The organism is Rhizobium sp. N621 (assembly GCF_001664325.1).
Lineage (GTDB): Bacteria > Pseudomonadota > Alphaproteobacteria > Rhizobiales > Rhizobiaceae > Rhizobium > Rhizobium esperanzae.
Map to the genome: position 1 here is coordinate 3,052,846 of NZ_CP013495.1, position 19,639 is coordinate 3,072,484.

Consider the following 19,639-nt stretch of genomic DNA (forward strand, 5'->3'; position numbering starts at 1 on the left):
CCTCAGAACTGGTAGCGACGCATGCGCCGCTGGATGACGAAGAGATAGAACGAGACACCGGCGAGGATGATGAGGAACATCACCGTGGCGATCGTCGCGCCCATCGAGCGGTCGCCGAGCTGAAGCTGGAAACCGAAGAAAGTCCGGTATAGCAGCGTACCGAGAATATCCGTCGACATGTCAGGCCCGGCAAGCGCCCCCTGCACCGTGTAGATCAGGTCGAAGGCGTTGAAATTGCCGACGAAAGTCAGGATCGAGATGATGCCGATCGCCGGCAGGATGAGTGGCAGCTTGATCTTCCAGAACTGCGCCCAGCCGGTGATGCCGTCACATTCGGCCGCCTCGATCACCTCTTCGGGGATGCTCAGAAGCGCGGCATAGATCAGCATCATCGGAATGCCGATATATTGCCAGTTGGAGATCAGCGACACGGCGATCAGCGCCGAGCCGGGCTTGCCGAGCCAAGGGGCGAACAGGAATTTCAAGCCGATAAGATCGAGCATCCAGGGCGCCACGCCCCAGATCGGCGACAGGATCAGCTTCCAGATGAAGCCGACGATGACGAAGGAAAGCAGCGTCGGCAGGAATATCGCCGTGCGGTAGAAGGCCACCCCGCGCAGCTTCGGCACCGAAAGTAGGGCAGCGAGCGCAATGCCGATCGGGTTCTGCACGCACATGTGGATGGCGAAGAAGAGCAGGTTGTTGACCAGCGCATTCCAGAAATCATGCGCCCAGCGAGGATCGCCAAACAGCACTTTGTAGTTAGCCAGGCCGACGAAGGCCGGCTGCCCGTCAACCGTATTGTACAGCGAAAGCCTGAGCGTTTCGATGAGCGGCAGCACCATAACCGCGGAATAGACGATCACCGCAGGCAGCATGAAAACGAAGATATGCCAGCGCACCGGGCGCTTGATCGGGACGAAATCGGCCGCGTTGTCGGTTTGGCTCATGGCTATTGCCCGTTCTGATCACTGGCCGCAAGGCGCAGCGCAGATGGAAAACATGCTCCCACCCTAACCCTCCACCCACCTGGAGAGGGAACACGCCCGTGATGAAATCGGGCTGGGAGGTCGCTGCGAGTCTCCTTCTCCCCGCGAGCGGGGAGAAGGTGGCCGGCAGGCCGGATGAGAGGCCGCAAACGCCGCCCCTCGTCACATCACTTGGCCGGCTTGTACCAGCTGTCGAGCCCCTTCTGGAGCTTCTCGGCAGCGACCTGTGGCGTATCCGTGCCGTTGACCACGTTGGCTGATTCGATCCAGGTCTCGTTTTCGAGATTCGGCGTGCCGCGCGACAGGATCTGATAAGTCGAGCGCATGGTCGACTTATACGGGCCGCGCCAGGAGACGAATTCCTGAGCGAGCGGATCGGACATCTTGACCGGCTTGGAGTTCAGGCTGAAGAACCCCGGCAGCGCATTGGCGTAGATATCGGCGAATTCAGGCGAAGCGACCCAGCTCAGGAACTTCTTGGCCTCCTCGGCATGTGGGCTCTTGGTGTTCAGACCGACGCCAATATCCGGATGGTCGGAGATGTAGCCCGCGTCGCCTGCCTTCGGAACTGGCGGCGGGAAGGCGCCCATCTTGAACTGGGCCTGGCTGTTGAACAACGAGATTTCCCACGAACCCGCCGGATAGATCGCGGCACGGCCAAGCGTGAAGAGGTTCTGGCTGTCTGAATAGGTCTGGGCTTCGAAACCGTCGCCGAGATAGGGCTTCCACTTGGCAAGCTCTTCATAGGGCTTGACCCACTCGGCATCCGTCAGCTTCTGCTTGCCTTCGATCAGAGCCTTGCGGCCGTCTTCGCCCTTCCAGTAGTTCGGACCGATATTCTGGTAGCCCATGGTCGCGGCTTCCCAGAGATCCTTGGTGCCCATGGCGAGCGGAATATAGGTGCCGTCCGCCTTGATCTTGTCGAGCGCTGCGTAGAATTCGTCCTGCGTCTTCGGCACGGAGATGCCGAGCTTGTCGAAGGCATCCTTGTTGTAGATGAAGCCGTGAATAACCGAAGCCATCGGCACGCAGAAGGTCGTCTTTCCGTCGTCGGTCGTCCAGGCGGCCTTGGCGACCGGCGAGAAGTTCTCCATGCCGGGCAGATCATTCAAGCTGGCAAGATTGCCCTTCTCGAAGAGGCCGCGCGATTTATCGAAGGGACGGCAGGTGATGATGTCGCCTGCGCTGCCCGCGGCGAGCTTGGCTTCGGTGGCAGCGTCGTATTCGGTCGGCGCAGTCGGCGAGAAGACGACTTTGATGCCCGGGTTCTTCGCTTCGAAGGCCGGAATGATCTTCTCCTGCCAGATCTGCAGGTCGTCATTGCGCCAGCTTTCGACCGTCAGCGTAACGTCGGCGGCATGCACGAGACCGGCCGACGTCAGCAGGCTGGAGGCAAGCAGCAAGCTTTTCAGAGCAGTGTTTTTCATTTCCCTCTCCTGTTTTTAGCGCCGAAGGCGCCGTTTTCGATCTGAAACAAGCAATTGGCGTGTCTGAGGAAACACCCAATGCCCCTTGGAGGGCCGCCAGCGAAGCCGGCCCCGAAAGCTCGATGGACCGAAAGCGCTCGCCTGCGGTCGGACTGCGCGCTTTTCGGTGACCCGCACCGGACGCGCCGAAAATAATGGGAAAGCCGATGGATGCCTGAATTCCATCTTCGGCCCGACAGGGCCGCCGGCATTCTGGCACTCATCCTCGAAGCGGTTCCGGCTTGGTTTTGCTGCCGGTTTTCGTGGGGCTTCGAAACGCTGTTCCCTTTTACCGAATTAAGTCCAAAAAAATACCAATTGTCCAGACGAATTTTAACTTTTCGGCTTCCAAGGCTTCATTAAAAATTTTTATCAAGGAAAATCAATCAGATAAAAAGGTACAATTTCTCCGCCGTTCCCACTTGGTAAATGGTATTTTTTTGGTATTGTATGGAAAACAGGTGAGACGGCGTATTCGGAGGTCCGATGACAGAGCTTGCAATCGGCATAGATGGCGGCGGGACGAGCTGCCGGGCCGCGGTCGCGGACAGAAACGGCACTATCATTGGCCGCGGCAAATCAGGCCCGGCTAATATTCTGTCCGATCTGGAAAACTCTCTCCTCAATATTGTCGAATCCGCCCGGCTGGCTTTGCACGATGCCGAGCTCGCCGCGGAAACCATTTCCTCCGTCGCAGCAGTCGTCGGCGTCGCCGGCGCTAATGTCACGGATTATGGCCAGCGAATCGAAAAGGCCCTGCCCTTTGCCGAAGGCCGCGTTGTTACCGACGCGCTGATCGCCCTGCAGGGCGCGCTCGGCGATGCCGACGGCATCGTCGGCGCCTTCGGCACCGGCTCGGTCTATAACGCCCGGAAAGATGGTCGGCTGAACGGCATCGGCGGCTGGGGCTTCGTCGTTGGCGACCAGGCAAGCGGCGCTCGCCTGGGCCGCGACCTGATGGAACGATCGCTGCTCGCCCATGACGGCGTGCGCCCGGCATCGCCGATGACTGAGGCGATCCTGGCGGAATATGGCGATGATCCCGAGCGCATCGTCGAATTTGCGCATTCGGCAAGACCGACGGATTTTGCCCGTTATGCACCTGTCGTCTTCGAACATGCAACGAGCGGCGATGCGGTCGCGGTCGGCATCGTCACGGACGCGGCAACGGCGATCGGCGAAAGCCTTGAAGCGCTGCTCTGGCCCGGATGCCCGTCAATCTGCCTGCTTGGCGGTCTTGCGGAAGCCTATGAGCCCTGGCTTCCCCAACGCTACAGACAGCTGCTTGCCAAACCGAAAAACGATGCCCTTCACGGCGCGGTGGAACTTGCGGTCAAGCTCCTGAACGAGCGACAGAGAGGTGCGGCATGACCGACGATCTCGCAACAATCCTCTCCCTGGAACGCCTGCAGGCGGCCGGCACCGGCCCGCTCTACGTCAAGCTGCGCCGCACGCTCGAAGAGGCCGTGCGCGCCGGCACGCTTGGTCACGGCGACGCGCTGCCGCCGGAGCGCGACATCGCCGAACTTGCCGCCGTCAGCCGGGTCACCGTGCGCAAGGCGATCGACGAGCTCGTCGCCGACGGCCTGCTGGTGCGCCGCCACGGCTCGGGCACCTTTGTCGCCAAGCCGGTCTCCAAGGTGGAGCAGCGCCTGTCGCAGCTCACCTCTTTCACCGAAGACATGGCACGCCGCGGCATGTCCTCCCGCTCGGAATGGCTGCATAAGGGCATCCACACCCCCTCACCCGACGAGATGATGATCCTTGGCCTCGCCGCAGGCTTGAAGGTTTCGCGCCTCTCGCGCCTGCGCATCGCCGACGACCAGCCGCTGGCGATCGAGAACGCCAGCGTCTCCGGCGAATTCCTCCCCGATCCCTCCGCCGTGACCAATTCGCTCTACGCCGAACTCGAACGCCTCAACGTCCGTCCGGTCCGCGCCGTCCAGCGCATTTCGGCGACCAATATGAAGGAAGCCGATGCCCAGCTTCTCGGCGTCTCCGTGGGTGCGGCCGGCCTGTCAATCGAACGCATCTCCTATCTCGGCTCCGGCCGCGCCGTCGAATTCACCCGCTCGCTCTATCGCGGCGACGCTTATGACTTCGTGGCCGAGCTGACGATCGGGGTGACATAAGGCCTACCAGAAGCGGGCAATCCAAAGCTGATTTCCGGCGAGTTCATCGAAAATCGTGTCGGCGGAAATGATCGGTATCCCATTCTCCATGGCAGTCGCAGCGAGAAACCTGTCGAACGGATCACGGTGCGCCCAGTCCATCATGGCTGCCGCCAGACAGACATCCGGGGTCAATGCTGCTGCAATGGCGCCTTGCTCCTGCAGTAAGTCCGGCAGCCGGCCGACGAAAGGCTGCATCTCCGGCCATTTGCCGACACGCACTTTCTGCCCGATTTCAAACAGGGATATTGGACTGACAAGAATGGTCTCAGCCTTTTCAATCAGAGCGATCGCCTTGGCCGAGAGCCGCTTGTCGCCGGTCAACGACCATGCCCAGGCATGGGTGTCGAGCAGAAGCGAATTCACTCGATCCCTTCCCAGGCCGCGACTTCACTTTCGTCAATGGGCTCAAAAAAGTCCGGCCCATCTCCAGCAACCTGCCCTTTGAGCAAACCGATCTTGAAGGAAGACTGCACAATCGGAATGATCTTCACGACAGGCTTGCGCCCCTTGGCGATCACCACCTCCTCACCGGAAAGGGCGGCATCGATCAATTTCGACAGATTGGTCTTTGCGGCATGAATGGTCACTTGCATCGCAGCCCTCATTAGCTAACTTGGCTAAGGATACCATTCCACGTTCAAATCCGCTATCGAATTCACGAAGCCCGACCACGCGAGATTATCAAGACTATCAAAAGTATGAAGCCGGAAAGTGAATCACTTTCCGGCTTCATTGTTTCTTGATTCATCACGTTAAGAACGGCGAATGCGTCTCTATGCCGCGTCCTCAATCTCCTCGTCCGCCTTGCGCGGCACGTAGTTCAGCACCGGCCCGAGCCAGCGTTCGACCTCGGAAACCTCCATGCCCTTGCGCTTGGCATAGTCCTCCACCTGGTCCCGCTCCACCTTGGCGACGCCGAAATAATAGGAATCGGGATGGCCGATATAGATGCCGGATACAGATGAGCCGGGCCACATCGCATAGCTCTCCGTCAGCTTCACGCCGGCGGCTTTTTCTGCATCGAGCAGCTTGAAGAGCGTTGCCTTTTCCGTGTGGTCGGGCTGGGCGGGATAACCAGGCGCCGGACGGATGCCGGCATAGGCTTCACCGATGAGATCCTCGTTGCTGAGGTGCTCATCCCTTGCATAACCCCAATATTCGCGCCGCACCTGCTCATGCATGCGCTCAGCGAAGGCTTCCGCAAAGCGGTCGGCCAGCGCCTTGACGAGGATCGAGGAATAGTCGTCGTTCGACCGCTCGAAGCGTTCGGCGATGGCGATTTCCTCGATACCGGCCGTTACCACGAAGCCGCCGACATAGTCCTGCACGCCGCTTGTGACTGGCGCGACGAAGTCCGAAAGCGCCACATTCGCCCGCCCGTCCCGCTTCGAAAGCTGCTGGCGAAGCGTGTAGAAGGTGGCAAGCTCCTGGCCGCGGCTTTCGTCGGTGAACAGGCGGATGTCGTCGCCGACGGCGCCTGCCGGCCAGAAGCCGATGACGGCGCGCGGGCGGAACCACTTCTCATCGATGATCTTCTTCAGCATGGCCTGCGCATCGGCCCAGAGCGCACGCGCCGCCTCGCCCTGCTTCTCGTCTTCGAGAATGGCGGGGAAACGACCGCGCAATTCCCAGGTCTGGAAGAACGGCGTCCAGTCGATGTATCTCGCGAGTTCGGCCAGATCGTAATCCTCGAACACCCGAGTGCCGAAGAACTCAGGCTTGGTCGGCTTGTAGGCCGACCAGTCGATCTTATGCGCGTTCTCGCGAGCCCGCGACAGTGGCAAACGCACCTTCTCCGCTTCACTGCGGGCATGCGCGGCCGCCACCTTGGCGTATTCGGCTCTTATATCGTCGACATAGCCCTGCCGCGTCTCCGGCGAGAGCAGCGCCGAGACGACGCCGACGGCGCGGCTCGCATCGGTGACGTAGACCGCCTGGCCCTTGTTGTAGCCGGGATGGATCTTCACAGCCGTATGTACGCGGCTGGTCGTGGCGCCGCCGATCAGCAGCGGAATCTCGAAGCCCTGCCGTTCCATCTCGGACGCAACATGCACCATCTCGTCGAGCGACGGCGTGATCAGACCGGAAAGACCTATGACGTCGACCTTTTCGGCGATCGCCGTTTCAAGGATCTTCGTCGCGGGCACCATGACGCCGAGGTCGACGATCTCGTAATTGTTGCAGGCCAGCACGACGCCGACGATGTTCTTGCCGATATCGTGCACGTCGCCCTTGACCGTCGCCATCAGGATCTTGCCCGCCGACTGCCGATCGTCGCCGCCATTGAGGCGCTTCTCCTCCTCCATATAGGGGAGAAGGACGGCAACGGCCTGCTTCATGACGCGGGCGGATTTAACGACCTGCGGCAGGAACATCTTGCCCGAGCCGAAGAGATCACCGACGACGTTCATGCCGGCCATCAGCGGCCCTTCGATGACGTGCAACGGCCGGGCGGCCTGCCGGCGCGCCTCTTCCGTATCGGCCTCGATATATTCGGTGATGCCGTTGACCAGCGCGTGCTCGAGACGCTTCTCGACGCTCCACTCGCGCCAGGAGAGGTCCTGGACACGACCCTCCTTTGCCCCGGCGCCACGGAAACGTTCGGCCACTTCGAGCAGCCGTTCGGTGCTGTCGGGACGGCGGTTCAGCACCACGTCCTCGCAGGCTTCGCGCAGCTCGGAATCGATGTTGTCGTAGACGGCCAGCTGGCCGGCATTGACGATGCCCATGTCCATACCCGCCTGGATGGCGTGGTAGAGGAACACCGCGTGCATCGCCTCGCGCACCGGCTCGTTGCCGCGGAACGAGAAGGACAGGTTGGAGACGCCGCCGGAGATATGCACGAGCGGCATGCGCTCACGGATCGTCCGCGTCGCCTCGATGAAGTCGACACCGTAATTATTGTGTTCTTCGATGCCGGTCGCGACCGCGAAAATATTGGGGTCGAAGATAATATCCTCGGGCGGGAACCCGATCTTTTCGGTCAGCAGCGTGTAGGCACGCTCGCAGATTTCCACCTTGCGCTCATAGCTGTCGGCCTGTCCCGTTTCGTCGAAGGCCATGACGACGACGGCCGCACCGTAATTGCGCAGGAGCCGCGCCTGGGCCAGGAAATTCTCCTCGCCTTCCTTCAGCGAGATCGAGTTGACGATCGGCTTGCCCTGCACCCGCTTCAGGCCGGATTCGATGATCGAGAATTTCGAGGAGTCGATCATCACAGGCACGCGGGCGATGTCGGGCTCGGCGGCGATCAGGTTGAGGAACTCGACCATCGCCTTCTCGGAATCGATCAGGCCCTCGTCCATGTTGATGTCGATCACCTGCGCGCCGTTCTCGACCTGGTCGCGCGCGACATCGAGCGCTGCCGTGTAGTCGGCATTGGTGATCAGCTTGCGGAACTTCGCCGAGCCGGTGACGTTGGTGCGCTCGCCGACATTGACGAAGGGAATGTCCTTGGTCAACTCGAAAGGTTCGAGGCCAGACAACGACATGAAGGGGCGATGTTCCGGGATCGGCCGCGGCTTGTACTTGGCGACGGTCTCGGCGATCGCCCTGATATGTTCGGGCGTCGAGCCGCAGCAGCCGCCGACGATGTTGACCAGACCTTCACGGGCAAAACTGTCGATCTGGGCCGCCATCAGCTCCGGCGTTTCGTCATACTGGCCGAATTCGTTCGGCAGGCCGGCATTCGGATAGGCGCAGATGAAGGTGTCGGCGACGCCCGACAGTTCCTGCAGATGCGGGCGCATCGCGTTCGCCCCGAGCGCGCAGTTGAGGCCGATCGTGAAGGGATTGGCGTGGCGCACCGAATTCCAGAAGGCCGACGGCGTCTGGCCGGAGAGCGTACGGCCGGAAAGGTCGGTAATCGTGCCGGAGATCATCACCGGCAGGCGCACGCCCTTGGCCTCGAAACGCTCCTCGCAGGCGAAAATCGCCGCCTTGGCGTTCAGCGTGTCGAAGATCGTCTCGATGAGGATGATGTCGGCACCGCCGTCGATCAGCCCGTCGATCTGCTCGCCATAGGCTTCCCTGAGATCGTCGAAGGTGACGGCGCGGAAGCCGGGATTGTTGACGTCGGGCGAGATCGAGGCGGTGCGGTTGGTCGGGCCGATGGCGCCGGCGACGAAACGGCGGCGGCCGTCCTCGCGCTCGGCGCGCAGAGCCGCGCGGCGGACGATTTCGGCACCTTCCTTGTTGAGGTCGTAGACGGCGCCTTCCATCTGATAATCGGCCTGGGCGATGCGGGTCGAGGAGAAGGTGTTGGTCTCGAGGATATCGGCGCCGGCCTTGGCGTATTTATAATGGATCTCTTCGATCGCATCCGGCTGGGTCAGGATCAGAAGGTCGTTATTGCCTTTCTGGTGGCAGGCGCAGCCGATGAAGCGGGTGCCGCGAAACTGGTCTTCGTCATAGCCGAGGCCCTGGATCTGCGTGCCCATGGCGCCGTCGAGAACAAGGATGCGCTCGCTGGCGGCTTTCTTCAAAGCGGCGAAAACTTCACTGCCGTCACGCTTGCCCGTTTCCGGACCAAAGAGAGTATCAAACACGGGAGGGCTCCTTGACGTCGTAAGACCAGACTTCCAGATCACATAAAGATATCTTTATGTCAATATATGGCTGTCGATTTCGTGCTTTGCAAAGCTTGCCCGATGACAGGCTCGCCCGAGCTCTATATAGGCCTTTGCTAGGCTTGTGCACGAAATCGGAGGAGTATCATGGCACCCGCAACCGGCAACGCCACGCTTGGAAACTGGACAAGCCGCGCCTATCACCGCAGCTGGCTGCTGGCGCAGGCAAATGACCTCTTCGATTTCTTCCAGCACGATTCGATCAATCCCAAGGGTGGCTTCTACGATCTCGACGACACCGGCAGGCCACTCGATGCCGAGGGCCAGGTGCGCAGCATCCATATTGCGGCGCGCGCGGTCCATTGCTTCTCGATCGGCGCCCTGCTCGGCCGTCCTGGCGCCTCCGACGTCGTCGACCACGGCATGGACTATCTCTGGTACCACCATCGCGACCGCAAGAACGGCGGCTATTTCTGGTCACTCGACAATAACGGTCCGGTCGATTCCAACAAGCAGGGCTATGGCCACGCTTTCGTCCTGCTCGCCGCCTCCTCGGCCAAGACGATCGGTCATCCGCTGGCCGACGGCATGCTGGCCGATATCACCGAGATCCTGAACAAGAAGTTCTGGGAACCGCGCCACGGCGCGATCGCCGAGGAATTCACCGCCGACTGGCAGCCGCTCGACGGCGGCGCCTATCGCGGCCAGAATTCCAACATGCACCTGACCGAAGCGCTGATGGCCGCCTTCGAAGCCACCGGCGACAGGGATTACCTCACTAAGGCCGAAAGCATCGCCGATCTCGTCATCCGCCGGGCGGCCGGTTCGGTCGACTGGCGCGTCGCCGAACATTTCGACGCCGAATGGAACCTCGATAAGCAATACTATCATCCAAACGAAATGTTCCGCCCGGCCGGTACGACGCCCGGCCACTGGCTGGAATGGGCGCGGCTCATCCTGCAGCTCTGGGCGCTCGGCGGCAAGCGCATCGCCTGGATGCCGGATGCGGCCAAAGCCCTCTTCGAGCAATCCATGGCGCTCGGCTGGGACAGCGACAAGGGCGGCTTCTTCTATACGCTCGATTGGAACGACAAGCCCGCCAAGCGCAACAAGCTCTGGTGGCCGGCCTGCGAGGGGGCGGCTGCCGCGCATTTCCTCAACGAGCACCTGCCGAGCGACTACCACGAGGAATGCTACCGCAAGATCTGGAACGTGATCGAACGCGCCTTCATCGACCATAAGAACGGCGGCTGGCACGAGGAACTGACGGAGGACCTCGTTCCCTCGCATTCGCTCTTCCCCGGCAAGGGCGATATTTACCACGCCCTGCAGGCCTGCCTCATCCCGCTCTTCCCGGCAACGGGCAGCCTGACGAAGGGCATCGCCGAGGCCGGCGGCAGGCTATGACGGCTGTTTCCGCGGCCGGCCGCCGGCAGTCCGGCGCTCGGATTGTGCCGGCAGATGCGGCCGCGTCACAGCGGTGCGAGCCGCAATGTATCCAGATCCTTCGCCAGCATCAGCGCTAAGGCCTCGACCACAAGATTGTGGTCGTCGCGCTGCGGCAGGCCGGAGACGGTGACGGCGCCGATGCAGCCCGTGCCTTTGACATTGATCGGAAAACTGCCGCCATGCGGCGCATAATCGGCGCCATCAAGCCCGTTGTCCTCGACGGTCTTGCCGTCCTTGCTGAGCTTCAGGCCAGAGGCATAGCTGCTGCGGAAATAGCGCAGCACCATATTGCGCTTGCGGCGAACCCAATTGACGTTGTCGGGTGTCACACCCGGGAGTGCGGCGTAAAAGACCGGCATCGAATGCAGCGTTACGTCGATCGCAATGCCGAGGCCGCGCTCGCTGGCGAGTTCCTGCAGAAGCTTGCCGAGCTGCCAGGCAGTGGTGAGATCGAAGGCGTCGAAGCTCAGCGCCTTTTCCTGCTCGGCGATCCGACTGAGATCGTTGTCGATTGTCATGATAGGCGCTCCTCTCCTGCAATGATCCGCCGCAGACCATTCTCATCAGGAGAGAAAAAGTAAAGCAAAACTTGGACCTACCCTGATGTCAGAGCTTCGGCGTCAGCATTTCGAAACGATCGCGGATGGTGGTGCAGGTATCGCCGCCCAGTCTCGCAATGGCATCGACGGCGGCCGGATCGACATGCAGCCGTTCCGGATCGACAACACCGTCGCGGTAATGCGCATAGACGATCTCGCCCAGGATAATCTGCCGCGAGCGGCCGAGCTCCAGCGTCACATGCCGCCGGCATTCGAAGGCAGCCGGCGCCTCGGCGATAAAGGGCGACGCCACCTTCGCGCCCGGTATCGCCGTCAGCCCCGCCTGCTTCAGTTCATCGACGCCCCGCGGATATTTCGCGCCGCAGACATGCATGGCCTCGGAGATCGCAAAGGAGACGATGTTGACCGTGAAGACCTCCGTCATGCGGATATTGTGGCCGGTGTCCTTGAACGACATGTCGGCATTGTTCTCGACCCCGATCGCGAGAATCGGCGGATCCGCCGACAGGCAGTTGAAGAAGCTGAAGGGGGCGGCGTTGATCCGGCCGTGTTCATCGACCGTCGTCACCAGCGCGATCGGCCGCGGGATGATCGTGCCGATCATCAGCTTGTAACGCTCGCGCTCGCTGAGCTCTTTGAAATCGAACGAGACCGCCATGGTTCAGCCGATTTTCGGGATCGGCGAGAAACCGCTCATCGCGCCCATAAAGGGTTTCGGCAGCGGTGAGGCGTAGGAGCCGCGCTTGCTGGTGGAAAGCCCGAGCGACACCAGCGCCTCGGCCTGCTTGACGGCGGCCGCGACACCGTCGACGACGGGCACGCCGTAGATATCCTGCAATTCCCTGGCAAGATCCGTCATGCCGGCGCAGCCGAGCACGATCGCTTCGGCGCCGTCTTCGGCAAGCGCCCGCTCGATCTCGGCCCTCAGCTTGCCGATCGCGCCCGAAGCCGCGTTTTCCAACTCCAGTACCGGGATGTCGGAGGCGCGCACCTTGGCGCGCTCGCCCATACCGTAGCGGCGCACCAGATTGTCGATCAGCACCCGCGACCGCTCCAGCGTCGTCACCACGGTAAAGCGCTGCGCCAGGAAACCGGCCGTCACGACGGCGGATTCGCAAAGCCCGAGGATCGGCACATTGGCGAAACTTCGCGCTGCGTCGAGCCCGGTATCGTCGAAGCAGGCAATGACCGCCGCGTCGTAACCCGCCGCCTGCCGCTCCTTAAGTTCCAAGAGCAGGCCGGGAATCGCGAGCGCCCCGTCGTAATGTCCCTCGATGGAGACCGGCCCCATGCTGGATGTCGCGGCGATGATCTCGGTTCCGGATGCCGCCACCGCACGCGCGGCGACCGCAGCCTTCTCGGTCATGGAGGCCGTGGTGTTCGGATTGACGATGAGGATGCGCATATCAGTCTATCTTTGCCTGCCGCCGCCCCAGCATGGTCATGATGCCGAGAGCGATGAGAATGATGGTGAAGGAAAACAGCGTCGTCACCGTGCCGAGTGCATAGAGCACCGGCGTCGTGACGTTGGTGGTCATACCGTAGATTTCGAGCGGCAGCGTATTGTAGCTGCCCGAGGTCATCAATGTGCGTGCGAATTCGTCATAGGACAGCGTGAAGCCGAACAGCCCGACGCCGATCAGGCTCGGTGCGATCATCGGCAGCACGACGTGCCGGAACGTCTGCCAGGAGGTGGCGCCGAGGTCGCGGGCCGCCTCCTCATAAGCCGGCGAGAAACGGTTGAAGACGGCAAACATGATCAATACGCCGAAGGGCAGCGTCCAGGTCAGATGTGCGCCGAAGGCCGAGGAATACCATGCGGGCTTGAGACCGCCCTCCTGGAACACAACGCCGATGCCGAGCGAAATGATGATCGAGGGTACGACGAGGCTGGCGACCGTGGCGTAGAAAAGCGCGGTCGATCCGCGGAAACGGCGGCGGAAGGCAAGGCCGGCCAGCAGTGATACGACGACGGTCACCACCATCACCATCAGCCCGAGGGTGAAGGAGCGGCGGAACGAGGCGCCGAAATCGCCGACCGCCTGCTTCTCGAACAGATTGAAGAACCAGTGGGTGGAAACGCCATTCATCGGGAAGGTCAGGCCGCCGTCCGGTCCCTGGAAGGAGAGGATCAGGATCGCCGAGAGCGGGCCGTAGAGGAACAGTACGAAGACGATGAAGAAGATCGCCAGCAGATAGAATTCCAGGCCGCGTTTTTCGTGGTTCATCTCAAAGCTCCTTGCGGATATCGACGACACGCAGGATGGCGGCGACCATCATGAGCACCACCGCAAGCAGCACCACCGCATTGGCGGCGGCCGCCGGATATTGCAGCAGCGACATCTGGTTCTTCATCATCAGCGCCACCGAGGCGCTCTGGCCGCCGGACATGACCTGCACCGTCGAAAAGTCCGCCATCACGAGCGTCACCACGAAGATCGTGCCGATCGCCATGCCGGGTTTGGCAAGCGGAATGACCACGTTCCACAGCACCTGCCAGCCCGATGCGCCGGCATCGCGCGCCGCCTCGAACAGCGAGCGGTCGATGCGCATCAGCGTGTTGAAGATCGGCGTCACCATGAACAAGGTATAGAGATGCACCATGGCGAGCACGACGGCGAAATCGGAATAGAGCAGCCATTCGATCGGTTGCGGAATGATGCCCATCTTGATCAGCGCTGAATTGACCAGGCCGTTGCGTCCGAGCACCGGGATCCAGGAGATCATGCGGATGATGTTCGAGGTCATGAACGGCACGGTGCAGACGAGGAAGAGGATCATCTGCGTCGAGGTCTTGCGGATGTGGAAGGCCAGGAAATAGGCGACCCAGAAGCCGATGACGAGCGTCAGCGCCCAGACGATGGCGGTGAATTTCAGCGTGTTGAGATAGGTCTTCCACGTCACCCATGAACCGAGCGTGTCGGTGTAGTTCATGGTGAGGAAATCGGGATAGAGGCCGGCGAAGTCGTAATCCCAGAAGCTGACGACCGCGATCATGGCGATCGGCAGCAGGAAGAAGAAGCCGAGGATGGCGATCAGCGGCGTTGCCTGGAGATAGGAGATGGCTGAGGGGGAGAGGCGGAAGGCGCGGACTCGCGCACCGTGTTTGCCTTCCTCCGTTGCCGCTGCGATGGTCGCCATGATCGGTTCTCCGTTTCCTCATTATGCAGGTCGGGCAAGGAGCCCCCTCATCCGCCTGCCGGCACCTTCTCCCCGCTGGGGAGAAGAGGAATCGCGGCGGCGCCTCGGCCACCGCGAACCCCGATTTTCTTCACGCGACCCCAACCGCGAATTCCCGCTTCTCCCCAGCGGGGAGAAGATGCCCGAAGGGCAGATGAGGGGGCGGAGCGAAGCGACGTCTTGAGCGATAGCGAAAGACAGCGGCTCTCCGCCCTCCCGCTAGGCCTTACGCCGCGATGAACTCGTTCCAGCGGCGGACCATGTAGCGGTCCTCGTCCATGACCGAGTTCCAGCAGGCGACGGCGCCCATGCGGGCTTCGAAGGCGCCGCCGTCGCGCACTGCGCCGGCCTTTTCCATGACCTTGCCTTCGGGAGAGAGGATGTCGCCCTGCGCCGGCTTGCCTTCGATCCAGTAGCCCCACTCGTCTGCCGTCATGAAGTTCTTGGCGGTTTCCATGCAGGCGGAATAGTAACCCTGGCGGTTGAGGTAGCCGCCGACCCAGCCCGACGTGTACCAGTTGATATATTCGTAAGCCGCATCGAGCTGTGCGCCCTTGAGATGCGCGGCAAGGCCGAGGCCGCCGCCCCAGGCGCGGTAGCCTTCCTTCAGCGGCTGGTATTTGCAGGCGATGCCCTTGGAGCGGACGGCGGCGACGGCCGGCGACCACATCGACTGGATGACGACCTCGCCCGACGCCATCAGGTTGACCGACTCGTCGAAGCTCTTCCAGAAGGCGCGGAACTGGCCGTCGCCCTTGGCCTTGATCAGGAATTCGATCGTCTTGTCGATCTCTTCCTTGGTCATATTGCCCTTGTCGGCATATTTGATGTTGCCCAAGGCTTCCATGATCATCGCCGCATCCATGATGCCGATCGACGGAATGTTGAGGATCGAGGTCTTGCCCTTAAACTTCGGATCCATAATGTCGGCCCAGCTCGTAATGTCGCGGCCGACGAGATCGGGACGGATGCCGAGCGTATCGGCATTGTAGATGGTGGGAACCATCGTCATCCACTGCGTCGGCTCCTTGGCGAATTTTTTGGCGCCCTGCGCCTCGACGAAGCCGACCGTGTGCGGTGCCGTGCCCTGGGCGATAACGCTGTCCGGCTTCATCTTGCCGTTGATGAAGAGCGGCACGATCTTGTCGTAATATTTGAGCTTCTTGACGTCCATCGGCTGCAGCACGCCTGTCGGAAACACCTTCTTGGCGATCCAGTATTCGATGTCGGCGATGTCGTAGCTGTCGGGCTGGGTGACGGCACGCTGAGCGGCGGCGTCGGAATCGGTCGCCGTCATCTCAAGCGTGATACCGAGGTCGGCCTTGCACTTCTCGGCGATGGCGTTGATGTTCGAAACGCCGGTGCCGAACTGGCGAAGCGTGATGTTGGTCTTCGCCCAGATTGTGGGAAAGCCAGTGATGGCGCCAGAGCCGGCGATGGCGCCGACGGCGGCAGCACCCGTCTTCAAGAGCGTACGGCGGGATAGGCCCTTCGCAGTCTTCGTCGATGTCGTTTCAGTCGTCATGTCAGTTCCCCTTTTTGTTGATGCGGAAGGTTGGTTGATGATGGTTCATGCGGAGGAGCGGCCGAGAAGCACGGCGTCATCGAGTTCCCAGCTGAGCGCGACGGTCTCGCCGACGGCGACCGGACGGGCGAAATAGTCGTTGTCGTCTGATATGACGGTGAAGTCGTCGCTGCCGGCGCCGACAACGGTGATCTTCACCGAGGAGCCGCGATATTCGACGTTGGTGACGATGCCGTTGAAGCCGAGCGTCCACTCGGTCGCCACCTGCAGGCGTACACGATCGGTGCGGATGCCGATATCGACCGGCTCGCCGACTTCCCTGCCCTCGCCCCGCACGGAAAAGCTTTGCCCCTCCGGCACGGTCATGACCAGCATGCCGTCCGCGCTCGACGTCACCCGGCCGGACAAAACGTTATGGTCGCCCATGAAGCGGGCGACGAAAGCGGTTGCCGGCTTCTCGAAAACCTCGCGGGGTGCCGCCGCCTGCTCGATGCGGCCGTCATTCATGATGACGATGACATCGGCGAGCGCCATCGCCTCTTCCTGGCTGTGGGTGACGTGGACGAAGGTGATGCCGAGCGACTTCTGCAGCTTCTTGAGCTCTGCGCGCATACGGATCTTCAGGAAGGGGTCGAGCGCCGACAGCGGCTCGTCGAGCAGCAGCGCCTCCGGATCGGTGATCAAGGCGCGGGCCAGCGCCACACGCTGCTGCTGGCCGCCGGAAAGCTGAGCCGGACGCCTGTTGGCGTAGGGCTCCATCTGCATCAGCTTCAGCATCTCAAGCGCCTTGGCCCGCCGCTCCGCCTTGTCGACACCCTTCATCTTCAGGCTGAAGGCGACATTCTCGACCAGGTCGAGATGCGGAAACAGCGCATAGGACTGGAACATCATCGCCGTGCCGCGCTTGGCCGGCGGAAAATCGGTGACGACCGTATTGCCCAGCCGGATATCGCCTGAAGAAATGCTCTCATGACCGGCGATCATGCGCAGCGTCGAGGTCTTGCCGCAGCCCGACGGGCCGAGGAAGCAGCAATAGGAGCCGGCCGGAATCTTCAGGCTGATCCCATGCACGGCCATCGTCGCTCCGTAGACCTTCGAAACGGATACTATATCGATCTCTGCCGCTTTCGACATCATGCCTTCCCCTGTTCGGGAAAGATGATGCATCTGCCGTGCCAATCGCCTCCAACTTCGATTAAGCTCTTAACAGGAAAGGACTTTAACACTCGAAACCGTGCAGGCGCATTTTATGAGCACCGCATCGTCTGCACATCATTTAGGCTATCGTCTGCAATTTACGCAGAAAATCGTATACAATTTAACCGCTGTTTCGATGACAAATTCCGTTTAACTTTTGCCGCGAAGCCGGGTATGGTTTGCCCGCCATCAGGGAATAGTCTTCATGAAATCCGCCGCCAAGGCCATGCAGGCCGAAGAAATCGCCGAAACCGGCGCGCACCAGATCCGCGACGCCATTCGAGAGGCGATCGTCGAGCGCAGGCTTTCCCCCGGCACCAAGCTTTCCGAAAGCGATGTCGGCAATCTTTTCAATGTCAGCCGCACACTTGCCCGCGCAGCGCTGCAGGCGCTTTCCTATGAGGGCCTGGTCAGCGTCGAGAAGAACCGCGGCGCCTTCGTCGCCTATCCCTCCCCTGATGAGGCCCGCCAGATCTTTTCCGCCCGGCGCCTCGTCGAGCCCGGCATATTGCGCGAGGCGGCGGCGCGGATCACCGCTGACGATATCAGGAATCTGCGAGAGCTTTTGCAGGAAGAAGGCCGCCTGATGAGCGAGCGCGGCCAGACGGCCCGGCGCGCCGAGATCAAGGCATCCGGCGATTTCCACCTGATGCTGGCCGAAATTTCGGGCAATGCCATCATGCAGCGCTTCATGGAGGAGCTCGTCGCCCGCTCATCCCTTGTCATCGCGCTCTATGGCCAGTCGACCGCTTCCAGCTGCGGCCATTCCGAACATGGCGACATCATATCGGCGATCGAAGACAACGAACTCGACCGCGCCTGCCAGCTGATGCTGCATCACATCGCCCATATCGAATCCGATCTCGACCTGCGCGAACGCAAGAGCCTCGGCCTCAAGGAGGCCTTCGAACTCTGAACGGGTGAGCACACGTCGACCGCAGCTATCACGACGCCTTCTTCGGCAGCTTGTCCAGCGCGGCGAAAATTTCTTCCGCCGTGCGCGGCTCGCTGGAGCGCAGCTTCACCGTGCCGTCACGCCCGATCAGGATCAGCCCGAACTCGCTGTAAGGCGGCCCCTGCAGCCGCTCGCGAATATCGTCCGCATCAAGTTCCCAGCCATCGTCGAACAGCGAAAAAGCGCCGCCGCCGGCGATGATGAAGACTTCGACGTCTTCCTCAATGAGGCGCATCTGTGCATTCCGCAACCATTCGTCCTGGATTGCTGGGCGGTCGTCCTGCGCATCGGCGAAGATGATCAGCACCCGTTTGCTGTCTCGAAACCGCTCGAGCGATTGTGGAAGTTCCGGCTCACGTCGCGGTGTGCCGATGATTTCATGAACGATGGATCTCAGCATGGTGCTATTCCTCGCCCGTCATCTCACGGGCCTGTAACTGCGCCATTGCAGCGGTCGCGTATTTCAAGACGCGCAAGAACGCTGTAACGCGCTGAATAACTGAATAATTCCCAATCCGATACGAACTGGGAACATGCAGTAAACGGCTGGAATTGGGGGAGGTTCCGACGAAGCGGAAAAGGATCGCAGCTCAACATCTGTTGGCCACGATCCTTTTTCCCGTCAGTCGCGGCTCTGGTCCTCGGCCGCATGCGCCGAGACGGCGACGAGGTCCGCTGTGCCGTTGGCAAGCAGGCGTTTGCGCACCAGCACGCGCATGACGCGTGCCGCTGTCGAGAAGGTCATCTGGTCGAGCGGACCTTCGCCCTCCCACGGCTTGGTCAGCCGCTCGGTGACGGCGCCGACGATATTCATCGGCACGATGTCGGTGCATTCGCGCATGGCTTCGAAAACGAAACTGATCGGGATGACCCTTCCTTCATGGGTCACGATCGGTTCGGTCAATTCGCTGTCCCATTCCTCGAAAGCGTAAAGTGCTTCGCGAAACAGCTGCTGGAGGGTAAACGGCGCGTGGCCGTTATGAAGTGGCGGCAGGGCATTCATCATGTCTGTCTCCTCTTGATGGATTAAGCCAAAATCCTCCTGGATCGGTCGGCATGAACGCGGGGAACACAGCGTTTTTTGCCCCTGCGGACCGAATAACACGATTGATTCTATAGAGTAACACTCCGTGAATAAAGCCCGTTTCTCGACCGAGGCGGCACCCGTTTTCCTAAATGCATGAAATTCCTGCATGTTTTAGGCGAAATTTTCTCAGTGAGCCGGATTCTTGAAAATCTATGCCAGCCGCGTGGGAATGGCGCGGGAGGCGGAAAAAACCCTGAAATCACGGAACTTTTGCGGCTGTAATCTGTTTTGTTCGCGCACTTCGTAACAGCAGATGGGGTTACCACCAATGACGCAGATCCGTGAACCGGAGCGGCGGTCCAGAGTCCTGCGCGGCCGTCCTTACAGCCTTGACGAATTCGCCTCCAAATATGGCCTGCGCAGCGACCAGGCCGAGAGCCTGTTCACCCGCTTCGGGCCCTCCTCGATCGAACTCGATTTGCTGATGGCAGCCAAGCGCCGCGCGCCTGTTCTGCCGGACAGAATTGCCGAATAACGCCTTTCACGGGA

The 19,639-nt window shown here is 61.1% G+C and carries 19 protein-coding genes; 5 read left to right on the forward strand and 14 right to left on the reverse strand.

What is annotated here, in order from left to right:
* Positions 1–2: 2 nt before the first annotated feature.
* Together AMK00_RS14865 and AMK00_RS14870 are read right to left on the reverse strand one after the other, a co-directional pair.
* Positions 3–950 carry a carbohydrate ABC transporter permease gene (locus AMK00_RS14865; protein WP_064810865.1) on the reverse strand — a complete coding sequence of 316 codons (948 nt, stop codon included), beginning with the start codon at positions 948–950 and terminating at the stop codon, positions 3–5.
* Positions 951–1,156: 206 nt separating this feature from the next.
* Positions 1,157–2,416, reverse strand: a complete 1,260-nt coding sequence (locus AMK00_RS14870) for an ABC transporter substrate-binding protein (protein ID WP_064803893.1) — start codon at positions 2,414–2,416, stop codon at positions 1,157–1,159.
* A gap of 525 nt (positions 2,417–2,941) precedes the next feature.
* Here AMK00_RS14870 and AMK00_RS14875 point away from each other — a divergent pair.
* Complete coding sequence (locus AMK00_RS14875) at positions 2,942–3,826, forward strand: N-acetylglucosamine kinase (RefSeq protein ID WP_064803895.1); 885 nt, start codon at positions 2,942–2,944, stop codon at positions 3,824–3,826.
* Positions 3,823–4,587: a GntR family transcriptional regulator gene (locus tag AMK00_RS14880; RefSeq protein ID WP_064803896.1), complete on the forward strand. Its 765-nt coding sequence runs from the start codon at positions 3,823–3,825 to the stop codon at positions 4,585–4,587. The genes AMK00_RS14875 and AMK00_RS14880 overlap by 4 nt, the downstream gene beginning before the upstream one ends.
* A gap of 3 nt (positions 4,588–4,590) precedes the next feature.
* On the opposite strand, the gene AMK00_RS14885 is transcribed toward AMK00_RS14880, so the two are convergent.
* The 3 genes from AMK00_RS14885 to metH form a co-directional block, all read right to left on the reverse strand.
* Positions 4,591–4,992, reverse strand: coding sequence for a type II toxin-antitoxin system VapC family toxin (locus AMK00_RS14885; protein WP_064803898.1), 402 nt, complete (start codon positions 4,990–4,992; stop codon positions 4,591–4,593).
* Positions 4,989–5,222 carry a type II toxin-antitoxin system Phd/YefM family antitoxin gene (locus tag AMK00_RS14890; RefSeq protein WP_064803900.1) on the reverse strand — a complete coding sequence of 78 codons (234 nt, stop codon included), beginning with the start codon at positions 5,220–5,222 and terminating at the stop codon, positions 4,989–4,991. Before AMK00_RS14890 ends, AMK00_RS14885 begins: the two co-directional genes overlap by 4 nt.
* Positions 5,223–5,402: 180 nt before the next feature.
* Entirely contained in the window at positions 5,403–9,176 is a 3,774-nt protein-coding gene (metH, locus tag AMK00_RS14895; RefSeq protein ID WP_064810867.1) for a methionine synthase, read from the reverse strand.
* Positions 9,177–9,344: 168 nt separating this feature from the next.
* Between metH and AMK00_RS14900 the strand changes: the two genes are divergently transcribed.
* Positions 9,345–10,604, forward strand: coding sequence for an AGE family epimerase/isomerase (locus AMK00_RS14900; protein WP_064810869.1), 1,260 nt, complete (start codon positions 9,345–9,347; stop codon positions 10,602–10,604).
* A 65-nt stretch (positions 10,605–10,669) separates the two neighbouring features.
* Here AMK00_RS14900 and AMK00_RS14905 read toward each other — a convergent pair whose 3' ends face one another.
* The 7 genes from AMK00_RS14905 to AMK00_RS14935 form a co-directional block, all read right to left on the reverse strand.
* Positions 10,670–11,164 (reverse strand): heme-degrading domain-containing protein, encoded by a 495-nt coding sequence (locus AMK00_RS14905; protein WP_064803906.1) that lies wholly within the window; start codon positions 11,162–11,164, stop codon positions 10,670–10,672.
* 88 nt (positions 11,165–11,252) lie between these two features.
* A complete protein-coding gene (locus tag AMK00_RS14910; RefSeq protein WP_064803908.1) occupies positions 11,253–11,864 on the reverse strand; it encodes a flavin reductase family protein in 612 nt (203 codons plus the stop codon).
* A gap of 3 nt (positions 11,865–11,867) precedes the next feature.
* Entirely contained in the window at positions 11,868–12,611 is a 744-nt protein-coding gene (locus tag AMK00_RS14915) for an aspartate/glutamate racemase family protein (RefSeq protein ID WP_064810871.1), read from the reverse strand.
* 1 nt (position 12,612) lies between these two features.
* Positions 12,613–13,434 (reverse strand): ABC transporter permease, encoded by an 822-nt coding sequence (locus tag AMK00_RS14920; protein ID WP_064803911.1) that lies wholly within the window; start codon positions 13,432–13,434, stop codon positions 12,613–12,615.
* A 1-nt stretch (position 13,435) separates the two neighbouring features.
* Positions 13,436–14,347, reverse strand: a complete 912-nt coding sequence (locus AMK00_RS14925) for an ABC transporter permease (RefSeq protein ID WP_064810874.1) — start codon at positions 14,345–14,347, stop codon at positions 13,436–13,438.
* 265 nt (positions 14,348–14,612) lie between these two features.
* Positions 14,613–15,911 (reverse strand): ABC transporter substrate-binding protein, encoded by a 1,299-nt coding sequence (locus tag AMK00_RS14930; protein WP_064803915.1) that lies wholly within the window; start codon positions 15,909–15,911, stop codon positions 14,613–14,615.
* A 45-nt stretch (positions 15,912–15,956) separates the two neighbouring features.
* Complete coding sequence (locus AMK00_RS14935) at positions 15,957–17,045, reverse strand: ABC transporter ATP-binding protein (RefSeq protein WP_064803917.1); 1,089 nt, start codon at positions 17,043–17,045, stop codon at positions 15,957–15,959.
* 268 nt (positions 17,046–17,313) lie between these two features.
* On the opposite strand from AMK00_RS14935, the gene AMK00_RS14940 reads away from it, so the two are divergent.
* Positions 17,314–18,024 (forward strand): GntR family transcriptional regulator, encoded by a 711-nt coding sequence (locus AMK00_RS14940; protein ID WP_064803919.1) that lies wholly within the window; start codon positions 17,314–17,316, stop codon positions 18,022–18,024.
* A 28-nt stretch (positions 18,025–18,052) separates the two neighbouring features.
* Here the strand turns inward: AMK00_RS14940 and AMK00_RS14945 are convergent, their stop codons facing one another.
* On the reverse strand, positions 18,053–18,463 hold the full coding sequence (locus AMK00_RS14945) for a DUF4174 domain-containing protein (protein ID WP_041678707.1): 411 nt from the start codon (positions 18,461–18,463) through the stop codon (positions 18,053–18,055).
* Between the two features lie 222 nt (positions 18,464–18,685).
* Entirely contained in the window at positions 18,686–19,069 is a 384-nt protein-coding gene (locus AMK00_RS14950; RefSeq protein ID WP_038690240.1) for a hypothetical protein, read from the reverse strand.
* Between the two features lie 349 nt (positions 19,070–19,418).
* Between AMK00_RS14950 and AMK00_RS14955 the strand changes: the two genes are divergently transcribed.
* Positions 19,419–19,625, forward strand: a complete 207-nt coding sequence (locus tag AMK00_RS14955; RefSeq protein ID WP_064694756.1) for a hypothetical protein — start codon at positions 19,419–19,421, stop codon at positions 19,623–19,625.
* Positions 19,626–19,639: the final 14 nt, after the last annotated feature.

Coding starts and splice junctions, on each gene's coding strand:
- AMK00_RS14935 (WP_064803917.1), bottom strand. CDS start 17,045: ATGTCGAAAGCGGCAGAGATCGATATAGTATCCGTTTCGAAGGTCTAC.
- AMK00_RS14890 (WP_064803900.1), bottom strand. CDS start 5,222: ATGCAAGTGACCATTCATGCCGCAAAGACCAATCTGTCGAAATTGATC.
- AMK00_RS14950 (WP_038690240.1), bottom strand. CDS start 19,069: ATGATGAATGCCCTGCCGCCACTTCATAACGGCCACGCGCCGTTTACC.
- AMK00_RS14955 (WP_064694756.1), top strand. CDS start 19,419: ATGACGCAGATCCGTGAACCGGAGCGGCGGTCCAGAGTCCTGCGCGGC.
- AMK00_RS14900 (WP_064810869.1), top strand. CDS start 9,345: ATGGCACCCGCAACCGGCAACGCCACGCTTGGAAACTGGACAAGCCGC.
- AMK00_RS14945 (WP_041678707.1), bottom strand. CDS start 18,463: ATGCTGAGATCCATCGTTCATGAAATCATCGGCACACCGCGACGTGAG.
- AMK00_RS14910 (WP_064803908.1), bottom strand. CDS start 11,864: ATGGCGGTCTCGTTCGATTTCAAAGAGCTCAGCGAGCGCGAGCGTTAC.
- AMK00_RS14915 (WP_064810871.1), bottom strand. CDS start 12,611: ATGCGCATCCTCATCGTCAATCCGAACACCACGGCCTCCATGACCGAG.
- AMK00_RS14920 (WP_064803911.1), bottom strand. CDS start 13,434: ATGAACCACGAAAAACGCGGCCTGGAATTCTATCTGCTGGCGATCTTC.
- AMK00_RS14930 (WP_064803915.1), bottom strand. CDS start 15,911: ATGACGACTGAAACGACATCGACGAAGACTGCGAAGGGCCTATCCCGC.
- AMK00_RS14870 (WP_064803893.1), bottom strand. CDS start 2,416: ATGAAAAACACTGCTCTGAAAAGCTTGCTGCTTGCCTCCAGCCTGCTG.
- AMK00_RS14905 (WP_064803906.1), bottom strand. CDS start 11,164: ATGACAATCGACAACGATCTCAGTCGGATCGCCGAGCAGGAAAAGGCG.
- AMK00_RS14865 (WP_064810865.1), bottom strand. CDS start 950: ATGAGCCAAACCGACAACGCGGCCGATTTCGTCCCGATCAAGCGCCCG.
- AMK00_RS14940 (WP_064803919.1), top strand. CDS start 17,314: ATGAAATCCGCCGCCAAGGCCATGCAGGCCGAAGAAATCGCCGAAACC.
- AMK00_RS14875 (WP_064803895.1), top strand. CDS start 2,942: ATGACAGAGCTTGCAATCGGCATAGATGGCGGCGGGACGAGCTGCCGG.
- AMK00_RS14880 (WP_064803896.1), top strand. CDS start 3,823: ATGACCGACGATCTCGCAACAATCCTCTCCCTGGAACGCCTGCAGGCG.
- AMK00_RS14925 (WP_064810874.1), bottom strand. CDS start 14,347: ATGGCGACCATCGCAGCGGCAACGGAGGAAGGCAAACACGGTGCGCGA.